This is a genomic window from uncultured Campylobacter sp., from assembly GCF_937890585.1.
Taxonomy (GTDB): Bacteria; Campylobacterota; Campylobacteria; order Campylobacterales; family Campylobacteraceae; genus Campylobacter_A.
The window spans coordinates 1-12,969 of sequence record NZ_CALACG010000142.1 but is presented as its reverse complement, the minus strand read 5'-3'; the positions used below and the strand labels follow the sequence as shown (position 1 = coordinate 12,969).

At 41.8% G+C, this 12,969-nt stretch carries 13 protein-coding genes and 2 pseudogenes; 13 read left to right on the top strand and 2 right to left on the bottom strand.

Translation table 11 applies throughout. The features are described 5' to 3' along the window. The 4 genes and pseudogenes from Q0296_RS04110 to argS form a co-directional block, all read left to right on the top strand. A pseudogene (locus Q0296_RS04110) lies at nt 1-505 on the top strand (Highly acidic protein); the annotation flags it as partial. Continuing rightward, entirely contained in the window at nt 506-1,117 is a 612-nt protein-coding gene (gene gmk, locus Q0296_RS04105; RefSeq protein ID WP_298036860.1) for a guanylate kinase, read from the top strand. Between the two features lie 51 nt (nt 1,118-1,168). Further along, the gene (gene tatA / locus Q0296_RS04100; protein WP_021087958.1) at nt 1,169-1,390 is read left to right on the top strand and encodes a twin-arginine translocase TatA/TatE family subunit; all 222 of its coding nucleotides are present in this window, start codon (nt 1,169-1,171) and stop codon (nt 1,388-1,390) included. 9 nt (nt 1,391-1,399) lie between these two features. Further along, a complete protein-coding gene (gene argS / locus Q0296_RS04095) occupies nt 1,400-2,983 on the top strand; it encodes an arginine--tRNA ligase (RefSeq protein ID WP_298036856.1) in 1,584 nt (527 codons plus the stop codon). A gap of 49 nt (nt 2,984-3,032) precedes the next feature. Here the strand turns inward: argS and Q0296_RS04090 are convergent, their stop codons facing one another. Next, a complete protein-coding gene (locus tag Q0296_RS04090) occupies nt 3,033-3,962 on the bottom strand; it encodes a sugar transferase (protein ID WP_298036853.1) in 930 nt (309 codons plus the stop codon). Nucleotides 3,963-4,065: 103 nt separating this feature from the next. Between Q0296_RS04090 and Q0296_RS04085 the strand changes: the two genes are divergently transcribed. After that, nucleotides 4,066-5,052, top strand: a complete 987-nt coding sequence (locus Q0296_RS04085) for a putative sulfate exporter family transporter (RefSeq protein WP_298036851.1) — start codon at nt 4,066-4,068, stop codon at nt 5,050-5,052. Here Q0296_RS04085 and nadD read toward each other — a convergent pair. Next, nucleotides 5,036-5,917, bottom strand: a complete 882-nt coding sequence (gene nadD, locus Q0296_RS04080; RefSeq protein WP_298036849.1) for a nicotinate (nicotinamide) nucleotide adenylyltransferase — start codon at nt 5,915-5,917, stop codon at nt 5,036-5,038. The genes Q0296_RS04085 and nadD overlap by 17 nt on opposite strands. Before the next feature lie 79 nt (nt 5,918-5,996). On the opposite strand from nadD, the gene gap reads away from it, so the two are divergent. The 8 genes and pseudogenes from gap to Q0296_RS04035 form a co-directional block, all read left to right on the top strand. Further along, on the top strand, nt 5,997-6,995 hold the full coding sequence (gene gap / locus Q0296_RS04075; protein WP_103634984.1) for a type I glyceraldehyde-3-phosphate dehydrogenase: 999 nt from the start codon (nt 5,997-5,999) through the stop codon (nt 6,993-6,995). A gap of 16 nt (nt 6,996-7,011) precedes the next feature. Next, entirely contained in the window at nt 7,012-8,211 is a 1,200-nt protein-coding gene (locus tag Q0296_RS04070) for a phosphoglycerate kinase (protein ID WP_298036842.1), read from the top strand. Between the two features lie 3 nt (nt 8,212-8,214). After that, nucleotides 8,215-8,898: a triose-phosphate isomerase gene (locus Q0296_RS04065; RefSeq protein WP_298036839.1), complete on the top strand. Its 684-nt coding sequence runs from the start codon at nt 8,215-8,217 to the stop codon at nt 8,896-8,898. Nucleotides 8,899-9,115: 217 nt separating this feature from the next. Continuing rightward, entirely contained in the window at nt 9,116-9,934 is an 819-nt protein-coding gene (fabI, locus tag Q0296_RS04060) for an enoyl-ACP reductase FabI (protein WP_012140237.1), read from the top strand. A 79-nt stretch (nt 9,935-10,013) separates the two neighbouring features. Next, nucleotides 10,014-10,682 carry a DUF2625 family protein gene (locus Q0296_RS04055; protein ID WP_298036835.1) on the top strand — a complete coding sequence of 223 codons (669 nt, stop codon included), beginning with the start codon at nt 10,014-10,016 and terminating at the stop codon, nt 10,680-10,682. Nucleotides 10,683-10,909: 227 nt separating this feature from the next. Next, nucleotides 10,910-11,194: pseudogene (locus tag Q0296_RS04050) on the top strand (NADH:flavin oxidoreductase/NADH oxidase); the annotation flags it as partial. A gap of 13 nt (nt 11,195-11,207) precedes the next feature. Next, nucleotides 11,208-11,969, top strand: coding sequence for a TonB-dependent receptor (locus Q0296_RS04045; protein ID WP_298036865.1), 762 nt, complete (start codon nt 11,208-11,210; stop codon nt 11,967-11,969). A 256-nt stretch (nt 11,970-12,225) separates the two neighbouring features. Continuing rightward, the coding region (locus Q0296_RS04035; RefSeq protein WP_298036832.1) for an FAD-dependent oxidoreductase at nt 12,226-12,969 on the top strand (744 nt) is incomplete at its 3' end.

Here is a 12,969-nt window from a genome sequence, read left to right as displayed (position 1 = left end):
TAAACAAAAATCGCATTATAGGTTTTTAAGTGTTGAAAATATAGAAGAAGAGAGGGCTGAACCAAGCCAGATAGATGAAATTTCTGAGTTTGATCTGAAAGACATTGCCTCAGCTGTTGCTTTGGAAGAAGAACCACAACTAGAGGAAAATTTAGAAGTACAAGATGAAATTTTAGATGAAGAGCCACAGGTTGAGGAAAATTTAGAGGATGAGGTATTTGAAGAAGAGGCCTCGCAAGAAGAGCCAGAAAATTTAGTGGCCGAGAGTGAGCTAAATTTTGATGCAACATCGATCGAAGAGATAGATGAAAACACTATGCTAGCGGCATTTGGGCTAAAAGATATGCCTAAAACAAGCTCAAAAAATGAGACAAAAGAAGACTATAAAGAAGAGCTAACCAAAAAGATCACAAAACACGTCCATGAGTCGCTAAATGAGAGCTCGCTAAGGGATGTGCTAAAAGATATGAATATTAAGATAAATATAAGTTTCGAGGAAAAGTAGTTGCAAGGACAAATTTTAGTAGTTTCAGGACCTAGTGGAAGCGGCAAAAGCACGCTACTAAGCCGTCTTTTAAAGGAAGAGAAAGACCTATATTTTTCTATCTCAAGCACGACTAGAGCAAAAAGGGATGGCGAAGTTGATGGGGTGGATTACTATTTTGTTGGAGAGGATGAATTTAAAAGCGGCATCGAAAAGGGTGAGTTTTTAGAGTGGGCGCAGGTGCATAAAAACTATTATGGCACGAGCCTAAAGCCAGTTTTAGCAGCGCTTGAAGCTGGTAAGATAGTGATATTTGACATCGATGTGCAGGGCTTTCACATCGCACTTGAGAAATTTAAAAGCTACATCACTTCAGTTTTTATCACAACTGCGAATAAAAAAGAGCTAAAAAGGCGCTTAAAAAACCGCGGAACAGATAGTGACGAGACGATAGAAAATCGCTTAATGAACGCAGTTGGAGAGATGGAGCATATTTTAGAGTATGATTATTTTTTAGTAAATGATGATATAGAAAAGAGCTATAAAGGGCTAAAATCAATCCTTCGAGCGATGAGGTTAAAAAGTGCTAAGATAAACTTAAGAAACGTCATCGACGAGTGGATAGATTGTTAGAAATTCAAGAATTTATGATAATATTTTGAGAAAATTTGATAAGGAGAAAAGATGGGTTCTTTTAGTATTGGCCACTGGTTGATCGTTTTAGCGATCATTGTATTACTTTTTGGAGCAAAGAAGATCCCAGAGCTTGCAAAAGGACTAGGTAAGGGCATAAAGACTTTTAAGGCTGAGATGGAGGATACAACCCCTGAAAAGAGCGAAAAAGTCGAGCATAAAGAAGAGAGCGCTGCTAGTCAAAAGATAGAAGAAACAACTAAAAACGCATAGGTTTTAGAGTTGAAAAATAAAATAAAAGCTGAAATTTTAAAGGTTTTAGAGCGTGAATTTGTGCTTGAGAAGCCAAAGGATAAAAATTTAGCCCACTATGCGACGCCACTTTTTAGCCTTGCAAAGGAGCTAAGAAAGTCGCCGGCTATGATAGCTAGCGAGTTTGCTGATAAATTTAGTGACAGTAAGATAGTTGAAGCTAGTGCGGTAAATGGCTACTTAAATTTCAAGCTTAAGAGCGAATTTTTAGATGAAATTTCAAAGCAAATTTTGCTAGATAGCGAAAATTTTGCAAAAGAAGATGCGAAAAAAGATAGTTATTTAATAGAATACATCAGTGCAAATCCAACTGGACCGCTTCACATCGGACACGTTAGAGGTGCGGTTTATGGCGATACTTTGGCTAGGCTTGGCAAAAGACTTGGCTACGCTATCTCAACAGAATACTACATAAACGATGCGGGCAATCAAATAGATCTGCTTGGCACATCGATATCACTTGCGGCTAAAGAGCAGCTTTTTAACGAAAGTGTCGTCTATCCAGAGAAATATTACCGCGGGGATTATATTTTAGATATTGCTAAGCTTGCAAATGAGAAATTTGGCAAGGAAATTTTTTATGATGAGAGCAGAAACCTTGAGCTTGCTGAGTTTGGCAAGGATATCGTGCTTGATATCATCAAAAAAGACTTGGCTGATGTTGGCATTTTTATAGAGAGCTGGGCTAGCGAAAAAGCACTTTACGACCGTTTGGAGCCAACTATAGAAAAGCTAAAACGCTCAAGTCAAATGTATGAAAAAGAGGGCGCTACTTATATCGCTTCGACCACGCTTGGCGACGATAACGATAGGGTCGTGGTGAGAAATGACAGCAGACCGACATATCTAGCTGGCGACATCATATATCATAACGCTAAATTTGAAAGAAATTTTGACCACTATATAAACATTTGGGGCGCAGACCACCACGGATATATCGCAAGACTAAAGGCTGCGATAAATTTCCTTGGGTACGATGAAAACAAGCTTGAAGTGATACTTATGCAGATGGTTAGCCTGCTAAAAGAGGGTAAGCCATACAAAATGAGCAAGCGCGCTGGCAATGCGGTGCTGATGAGTGATATCGCAAGCGAGATCGGTGCTGAGGCGCTTAGATTTATCTTTATAAGTAAAGCAAATACGAGTAGCTTGGAATTTGACGTAGATGAGCTTAAAAAAGAGGATAGCTCAAACCCTATTTTTTATATAAACTATGCTCACGCTAGGATAAATCAGGTCTTTGCAAAGGCTGAAAAAAGCGTTAGTGATGTGATAAATGCGGACTTTGAATGCCTAGATGAAAATGCTAAAAATTTACTTTTTGAAGCACTGATATTGCCTGAAATTTTAGAGGACGCTTTCATCTCAAGACAGCTTCAAAAGATCCCAGACTATCTAAAGTCACTAGCTGCTAGCTTTCATAAATTTTATAATGAAAACCGCGTAGTTGGAAATGAAAATGAAGATAGTTTGCTAAAAGTCTTTGCAGTTGTTGCTGTCTCGATAAAAACAGCATTTAATATAATGGGAATCACAGCTAAAGATAGGATGTAGATTTATATTCACCAGACAAATTTAGTCAAAAAGGGATATGCGGGTTTGACTAAATGCCCCTTTTTTCAAATATAATTGCAATAGTTTTTGCTATGATCTTTATCTCCAGCCAAAGTGACCAGTGCTTTATGTAGTAAAGATCATACATCAGCTTTTGTTTAGCGTCGTGCGTGTTTGCGCCATAAGGGTAGTTTACCTGTGCCCAGCCGGTAATCCCTGGGCGGACGATGTGGCGTTCATTGTAGTAAGGGATCTTTTTTTCGTAGTCATGAACTAATATATCCCATTCTGTACGTGGCCCTATTAGGTGCATATCGCCGCGGAATACATTGATGCATTGAGGTATTTCATCCATTCTAGTCTTGCGCATAAATTCGCCAAATTTAAATACTCTTGTGTCGTTTTTTTGCGTGTATGGGTTGTGTTCTGAGTTTTCATGCATCGTTCTAAATTTATAACACTTAAATATTTTAGTATCCAGCCCGACCCTATTTTGCAAGAAGTAAAGGCTGCCAGGGGACTGCTCGTCTATCTTTTTCTTTACATAAAATTTAAGCACAAAAAGTATCACAAGAAGCAGTGAGCAGCTTACATAGTCGATCACGCGTTTTAAGGCGTATTCAAAGGCATTGTAAGGCTTTATGTCGTTTAAAAAGTTTAAATTTTCTCCATTTTCTGGGATGTAGCACTTTTGCAAGTAAATTTCTAAAAAGCTCTCCACATTTAGAAATTTGATCTTTTTATACTTAGTCTTAAACTGCAAAAGCGTGAGAAATCTCACCAGTTTGCTATCAACGGGCTTTTGGGTATTTAGTACTATTAGCCTTTGATCGCCTGATTTTATGAGATTTTCTAGCGCGCTTCGAAGAGTTTTTGCGTCGCTAGTTTCTGGGGATAAAAAATTTACCTGGCCAAATTTCTTCCTAAGCTTCTCTAGCTCGAGTTTGGTGAAAGTATATTTTTCGCCAAGGATGATCATAGGCCTATCCCTTTATCTTTATTTTAAATTTGCATTATAAAATTCGTCTAATTATACCCAAACGTGCTAATTGCATTTTTAAAAAAAGAGTTAAGGTTAAAATATGTCTCACAAAATTCTCGCAGTGCTTGTTTTAGCGCTGATTTACGGCGTTTCTTTTGCGCTCTCAAACACACTTTTAGCTAAATTTCACACCAGCCCACTCATCATCTCTATCATTTTAGGCGCCTTTTTTGCAAATCTTTTCACCAAACAAACTCAAATTTTAAAAAGTAGTGGCGTCATAGCGATCGCTGGGAAGCAAATTTTAAGGCTAGGCATCATACTTTTTGGCTTCAATATAAGCCTTGGCGAGATCGCAAGTGTCGGCACCATTGGCGTGATATACGCAGCGTTTATGGTATTTGCGACCTTTTGCTTTGCACTTTTTACCGCTAAAGCTTTGGGTCTTAGCAAGGATAGTGCCGTGCTCATTGGCTCTGGGGCTAGCATATGTGGCGCAGCTGCTGTTATGGCTACTCAAAATGAGATAAAAGCGGACGCAAACAAGCTTGCTATCGCCATTTGCACGGTGGTGCTATTTGGGACGATTGGCATGTTTATCTATCCATTTATCGCTAAATTTCTAGCTCTCACGCCTCAGCAAACTGGCTTTTTTATCGGTGGCTCACTTCACGAAGTAGCCCACGTAGTGGCAGCCTCAGCGGCATTTGACAGCGCAACAAGTAGCACTGCCGTCATCATAAAAATGCTTCGCGTCATCATGCTAGTGCCTTTTTTGTTTTTGCTAAATTTTTTAAATTTAAGCCAAAATAGTGACGGCTCAAAGCTAAAGAGCATACCTTGGTTTGCGCTATTTTTCCTAGTGGCGATCTGCGTTAGATCTTTGCCATTTTTCCCTGAAAATTTGGTGCAAATTTTAAAGCTAGCCGCCAGCATCTGCCTTTGCGTTGCGATGTGTGCTTTGGGATTTGGGATAGATAGGAGTAGTATATTTAAAGCGACGGGCAAAAAGCCATTTTTGTTAGCATTTTTTATATTTTTATGGCTTATTTGCTCATCGCTTGTTTTTGTTAAGACTCTTTGCTAGTTTTTAGCTTTTGCAAAAACTCTTCGATGTTGTATTTTGCTCTGTAAGCTGGGCTCAAAAGATGTATCAAAATGTCGCCAAGGTCCATCACGATCCAATCAGGCGAGCTCTCCGTACCTATAAATTTCTCTCCAAGAGGCTTTAGCTCCTCTTTTAGATCCTCAGCCAGCGAGTAAGCGTGCCTCTCACCAAGCGTAGTGGCGATAACTACGGCCTTTACGAAATAATCATCCCCGCTCATATCAAACACTTGTATCTCTTCAGCCTTTTTTGCGTCTAAAACCTTAACTATACTTTCGGTGCGCTCTTGCATCGATCTTTCCTGCATCTTTAATCCTTGGTAAAAATTTATAATCTCATCTTTTATCTCACTAGGCAGCTCATCAAGCCCCTTTTGGTGCCTGATCTGCGACGAGCTAACATCCACGTGCACGTCCATTTTTTGTAAATTTTGTGGAATTTCTATATGATTGCGCTTAGCGATCACAAACTGCACTAAATTTTTTAGCTCCTCATATCCATGCCACTTATCAAGCGTGGCTAGGTGGTCCGCGCCTATTATGAGATAAAATTTCTCTATCTTGAATTTCTCATACAAATACTTAACCGTCTCTATGGTAGGCACTGGGCGAGCTAAATTTATCTCATAGTCTGAGATCTCGACCTTCTCTAGGCCGCCCCAAATTTCTCTTATCCACTTTAGGCGAAGCTCTGGCGGAGCTGAAAATTCGCTCTTAAAGGGACTTATAAAAGTTGGCATGATGATGAGCTTGTCGATATCAAGGCAGCTTAGTGCCATTTTCACAATGCTATCGTGTCCTAAATGAACCGGATCAAAGCTCCCGCCAAAAAGTGCTAACTTCATCTATTAAAGTACCTTGTTTATATTTGTTTTAAAATTCTTTTTTGTAGAATTAGGCGTAATTATATCAAAAGGAGCTAAGATGTCAGTTAAAGTAGCAATAAACGGCTTTGGGCGTATCGGTAGGTGTGCTGCTCGTATTATTTTAGAGCGTGATGATGTTGAGCTTGTCGCTATTAACGACACCGCAACAAGGGATATGACGAGGTATTTGCTCAAATACGACAGCGTGCATGGCGAATTTAAGCAAGACGTTAAGGTGATAAGCGACGATTTTATAGAAGTAAATGGCAAAAAAATAAGAGTTTTTTCTACAAGAGATCTAAACGAGCTTAGCTACGCAGACTACGGCGTGGACGTGGTTTTAGAGTGCACTGGAAAGTTCTTAACCACTGAAAAATGTGAGCCTTATCTTGCTCGTGGCGTCAAAAAAGTCGTCATGAGTGCTCCGGCAAAAGATGACACGGCGACCTTTGTAGTTGGCGTAAATGACGATAAATACGCAGGCGAAGCGATCGTCTCAAACGCAAGCTGCACTACAAACGGCCTAGCTCCAGTAGCAAAGGTGCTAAATGATAAATTTGGCATCGTAAAAGGGCTGATGACCACGATCCACGCATATACAAATGGTCAGAGCCTAGTTGATGTAAAGGCTAAAGACTTCCGCCGCTCACGTGCTGCAGCGCTAAATATCGGGCCTACAACCACAGGAGCCGCAAAAGCGATCGCCAAAGTGCTTCCAGAGCTAAATGGCAAACTACACGGCCAAGCAGTGCGCGTACCAGTGGCAAATGTCTCGATGGTCGATCTAACGGCTGTTTTAAAAAGACCGGCTAGCAAAGAGGAGATAAATGAGGCGTTTAGAGCCGCTGCGGAGTCAAATTTAAAGGGAATTTTATTTGTCGATGACGACTATAGAGTTAGCAGCGACTTTTGCACGAGCACCTTTAGCAGTATCGTAGCTAGCGACACTACGCAGGTCATCGCTGATGATATGGTGAAGGTCTTTGCGTGGTATGACAATGAGTGGGGCTACTCAACAAGGCTTGTAGATCTTGCTAAGATCGTGGCTACAAAGTAAATTTAAAGGGTGAAAAATGAGTGAAATTTTATCGATCAACGACCTTGAGCTTAACGGTGCAAAAGTCTTTATAAGGTGCGATTTTAACGTGCCTATGGACGAGTTTTTAAACATCACTGATGACCGCAGGATCCGCTCAGCGATACCAACTATCCGCTACTGCCTAGATAACGGCTGCAGCGTGGTTTTGGCTAGTCACCTTGGACGCCCAAAAAATGGTTACGAAGAGAAATTTTCACTTCAAGGCGTGGCAAAAAGGCTATCAAGACTGCTTGATAGAGAGGTGATATTTGCTGAAGATGTGATCGGAAATGACGCTAAGACAAAGGCTGGGGCGCTAAAAGCTGGCGAAATTTTGATGATAGAAAACTTACGCTTTGAAAAGGGCGAAACCAAAAACGATGAGGTTTTGGCAAAAGAGCTTTCAGAATTTGGCGAATTTTACATCAATGACGCATTTGGCGTTTGTCACAGAGCTCACGCATCGGTTGAAGCGATCACTAAATTTTATGATGAAAAGCACAAGGCAGCGGGATTTTTACTACAAAAAGAGATAAATTTCGCTCAAAATTTGATAAAACATCCATCACGTCCATTTGTCGCAGTTGTGGGCGGCTCAAAGGTGAGTGGTAAGCTTCAAGCCTTGCATAACCTTCTGCCACGTGTTGATAAGCTCATAATCGGCGGTGGCATGGCATTTACATTTTTAAAATCACTTGGTGAAAACATCGGAAATTCGCTCCTTGAAGAAGAACTCATCGAAGATGCGCGCGAAATTTTGCGTAAGGGCAGGGAGCTAGGAGTAAAAATTTACCTGCCAGTGGATGTCGTCGCTGCTCAGACATTTTCAGCTGAAAGTGCCGTAAAATACGTCCCAGCTCAAGAGATCCCAAATGGCTGGATGGGGCTTGACATCGGACCAGCATCGATTAGGCTATTTAAAGAGGTCATCGCCGATGCGCAAACCATCTGGTGGAACGGACCTATGGGTGTTTTTGAGATGGATAAATTTAGCAAAGGCAGTATCAAAATGAGCCACGCCATCATCGACACGCACGCGACTACCGTTGTTGGCGGCGGTGATACAGCTGACGTGGTCGAGCGCGCAGGCGACGCTGATGAGATGACATTTATCTCAACTGGCGGCGGTGCTAGCTTGGAGCTAATAGAAGGCAAAGAGCTACCTGGCATAAAACCGCTTAGAAAAGAGGAGTAGGTCTTGAAATTTCTAGCGAATTTAAAGTGCAACCACACAAGAGAGAGCTTTAGAGAGTACGCGAAAATTTTAGACGCAAATTTAAGCGCAAACGACGATGTCAGCGTATTTGCTCCAGCTAGTGCCTTTGATGAAAAAAGGCATATTTTTAGGCTTGGGGCGCAGAATTTCTACCCGTGCGAGAGTGGGGCATTTACTGGCGAGATTGGCAAGGCTATGCTTGATGAATTTGGCATAAAAGATGTGCTGATCGGCCACTCTGAGAGGCGTGAAATTTTAAAAGAGAGCGAGGAGTTTTTGCGAGCGAAATTTGACTTTGCCGCAAAAAATGGCTGGAATATCATCTACTGCATCGGCGAAAATTTAAGCACAAATGAAAGCGGAGCGACCAAAGAATTTCTAAGCCTCCAGCTTGAAAATATAGACCTTGGCTATAAAAATTTAGTCATCGCCTACGAGCCGATCTGGGCGATAGGAACCGGTAGAAGTGCGAGCATAGAGCAGATAGATGAGGTGCTAAGTTTTTTAAAGACAAAGGCAAACGTGCCGCTACTTTACGGCGGAAGCGTCAATGCAGCAAATATCGCTGATATCGCAGGGATAAAGAGCTGCGATGGGGTGCTGGTAGGCACAGCCAGCTGGGATGCGAATAATTTTCTAGGGCTTATTAGCGCGGCATCTCGCTGATAAATTTAAACGATCTTGCAAATTTCACCCTGCGACAGGCTATTTGCCTAGTCTTGGGATGAAATTTACTGCGAAACATTTAAATTTACCTAGCGATATATCCGCTTGTTGGTTTGTTTAAATTTCGAAACGCAAATTTAAACATCTGGAGTTGCGTGATACTGCCGCTATTAAATTTGGTTTAAAATTTGAATTGCAAAATTTTAAAGGAGATATAATGATTTTAAAAGGTAAAAAAGGTCTGATCGTCGGTGTTGCCAACGCCAAGTCAATAGCTTACGGCATCGCAAAAGCTTGTCACGATCAAGGTGCGCAGATGGCATTTACATACCTAAATGACGCTCTTAAAAAGCGTGTAGAGCCGATCGCTGAAGAGTTTGGTAGTAAATTTGTCTACGAGCTTGACGTAAATAACCAAGCGCATCTAGACGGGCTTGCTGATAGGATCAAAAAAGACCTTGGCGAGATCGATTTTGTCGTGCATGCAGTGGCTTACGCACCAAAAGAGGCGCTTGAGGGCGAGTTTGTAAATACAACAAAAGAGGCATTTGACATAGCGATGGGCACTAGCGTTTATTCGCTGCTAAGCCTTACTCGTGCGGTCTTGCCGGTGCTAAAAGAGGGCGGCTCGGTGCTAACTCTTACATACCTTGGCGGACCAAAATTTGTGCCACACTACAACGTCATGGGTGTTGCCAAAGCGGCACTTGAGAGCTCAGTTCGCTACCTAGCACACGACCTTGGCGCTAAAAATATCCGTGTAAATGCGATCAGCGCTGGCCCAATTAAAACGCTTGCCGCAAGCGGTATAGGCGACTTTAGGATGATTTTACGCTACAACGAAGTAAACAGCCCGCTAAAACGCAACGTCACCACCGAAGACGTCGGCAACAGCGCTATGTACCTGCTTAGCGACCTAGCTAGCGGCGTAACAGGCGAAGTTCACTACGTAGACTGCGGCTACAACATCATGGGCATGGGTGACGTGGCTACCGACGCTGAGGGCAACACTATCCTAGCTTGGGACGCAAAATAATCTACTGATATAAATTTTGGCGGGGCGACTCGCCAAATTCTTCTTTTAAATTTCACCAAATTTATCGAAAGGACAGAAAATGAGAGCTTTAGACGAGCTTATAGATACAAATGAGCCAGGCTGGGCGCTGATCGAAGAGTGGCTAAAAGAGGCCAAAAACGACTATGAAATTTTGCCTCGCGATGAGAGCAGGGCGCAAAGTGAGCTTTTAGGGCTTCAGGTCACCACTCGCTCGCCGATGGGAGCGCTTGTTTATGGGTGCGGCGGTGTTGTGATAGATGGCGGCTGGCTGCGCCTTCTTGGCTCAGGATGTGAGCAGATGAAGCGCGGAATTTACAGCTTTAATCTTGGCAAAAGCTTTAGCCAAGCAGGGCAGATGCCTAGCTATTTGCTCGTGGCGGACGATGTTTTGGGCGGATTTTTCGCGGTAAATGGCGGCGCCTTTGGAGGTAAAGCTGGCAACGTCTTTTACTACGCACCAGATAGTGGCAAATGGGAAGATACGCAGCTTGGCTACTCGCAGTTTTTATACTGGTCGCTAAGTGGGGATATATCTAAATTTTACGAGCTTTACTGCTGGGATGGCTGGCGCGAAGATGTGAGAAATTTTAGCCTTGATAAGGTTATGTTTGCGCTACCACCACTTCTTTGGCAAGACGCAGACGTAAGGCTAAGGCTAAAAGATATGAAAAAAGACGGCGTTAATATCGATGAGTATTTTGTTTCTTTGTTTAAGGAGGAGAAATAGATAAATTTTAGTAGTTTTGACAAATTTTAAAATTCCATTCACTCGCAAGAATTGACTACTAAAATTTGGCTTCGCTTACAGCTTAGCTCAAATTTTAGAGCCGAAATTACTCGCTCATGAAATTTTAAAATTTGCTTGAACTTTCTAAGTCGCAAGAGATAAATTCCTGCAAATCCAAGAATTTAAACAAATATCCTAAAATAACCAAAAAAATTAAAGGAAATTTCATGCAAAATAAGCTTTTTACGCCGCTTAAGATAGGCGGTATCGAAATCAAAAACCGCATTATCATGGCTCCTATGTGCATGTATGAGGTCAAAAAAGAGGATGGCCGTCCAAGGTGCTTTCATAAGCTCCACTACGCTACAAGGGCGATCGGCGGCGTTGGTATGATCATCGTTGAGGCGACGGCTGTTGAGGCGCGTGGTAGGATCACCAAAAAAGACCTTGGGCTTTGGAGTGACGAGCAGATCGAGGCTCACGCGGAGCTAGTAAAAGGCTGCGCTAAATTTTAGCTCGCTCACCATCACTCCAGGTCTTAGATATACTCATCACGAGCTAAAAAGCTACGACGGCAGAGCTGGAAATGTAAAGAGCTACACCTATAAATTTAACGAATTTACGCCAGCACTTGCACTTGATTATGAGATCATTAAAGGATTACACGCATTTGCAAGCTACGCAAGAGTCTTTAGAGGGCCTGACGTCATTGAGTCGATGTATGCTAGTAGGGCAAAAAAATTTGAAGCAAATAAAGATCTAAAAGCGACAACTGGTAATAGCTACGAAACTGGCCTTAAATATCATGGAGATATAAATGAAGTTAGCTCATATAGCCTCTCTGCAAAATATTTCATGACAAAATATAAAAATTTAATAGTTGATAACAACGCAGCAAATGGAGCTTTAAAGAGGATAAACGCTGGCGGAGCTGATATAAGCGGTGTCGAGCTACTTGCAAGGCTAAATTTAGATGCACTTAGCCTAGCTGCTAGCTACACTCATCAAAATGTAAAATATAAAGATAGAGTCGCAAACCCAGCAAGGGGCGGATACTACACTTCAAACATCATCGGCTACCGCGATCAAGGAGATAAATACACATTTAACGCAGAGTACGCATTTTCAAGGATTGATACATTAATAGGCTACAACCTAATCTACTTTGCATCAAAAAATACCATCTCAGCTGGCGATGATAAAATGTCAAGATACCAAGCTACGCAGTTAGCGATATCTATGCTACCTATGCGCCAAGTAGCGGTAAATTTAAAGGGCTTGAAGTAAATGCGGGAATTTATAATATATTTGACAAAGCCTATGCTTCTCAATCTCAGAGACGTTTTGACAACGAAATAACTTATGACTGGGAGCCAGGTAGAAATTTCAAGGTAAATGTTTCTTATAAATTTTAGCTTTATGGCAAGGTGAGAGCCTTGCCAAATTTCACTTTTACACAGCCTATTTTTCACACGCTGCTTTTTGCTGTTTGATTTAAATTTAATATAGTATCATTTGTGCAACTAAACTTTCAGGGGAGAAAATGAGGCAAAAGCACTTTGAAGTGGCAATTGTTGGAGCGGGCATTAGCGGGACGGCACTCTTTTACGAGTTGGCTGCATTTAGCGATATAAAAAAGGTCGCGCTTTTAGAAAAATATGACGGAGTAGCGACGCTAAATTCAAGTGGCAAGGGCAACTCACAGACCATCCACTGCGGCGATATCGAGACAAACTACACGCTAGAAAAGGCAAAAAAGGTCTCACAAGTGGCAAATATGCCGGTAAAATACGCTCTAAAATACAACTTAGATGGTAAATATATGTTCGCTCATCAAAAGATGACACTAGCCATCGGAGATGCCGAAGTAGAGCGCATTAAGGAGCGATATGAGAGCTTTAAGGAGCTATTTCCTTATCTTGAAATTTATGACAAAGAGAAGTTAAAGCAGATCGAGCCAAATGTCGTTTTTGACGCAAATGGCAATGAGCGCCCAGAAAACATCATCGCCATCGGTGCGCAAAATGGCCAGTTTACGACGATGGACTTTGGTGGCGTGGCAAATTCGCTCGTGCAAAATGCACTAAATTTAGGTGGCGAGGGCTATGAGATCAGCCTAAGTTCAGAAGTGACTGATATGAAAAAGGTGGGCGATACATTTCACATCAAGATAAATGACGGCGAAGTGATCACTGCAAACTACGTCGTGGTCGATGCTGGAGCGCACTCGCTATTTTTAGCTCACAAGATGGGTTATGGGCTTCATCTTAGCACCTGTCTCTTATAC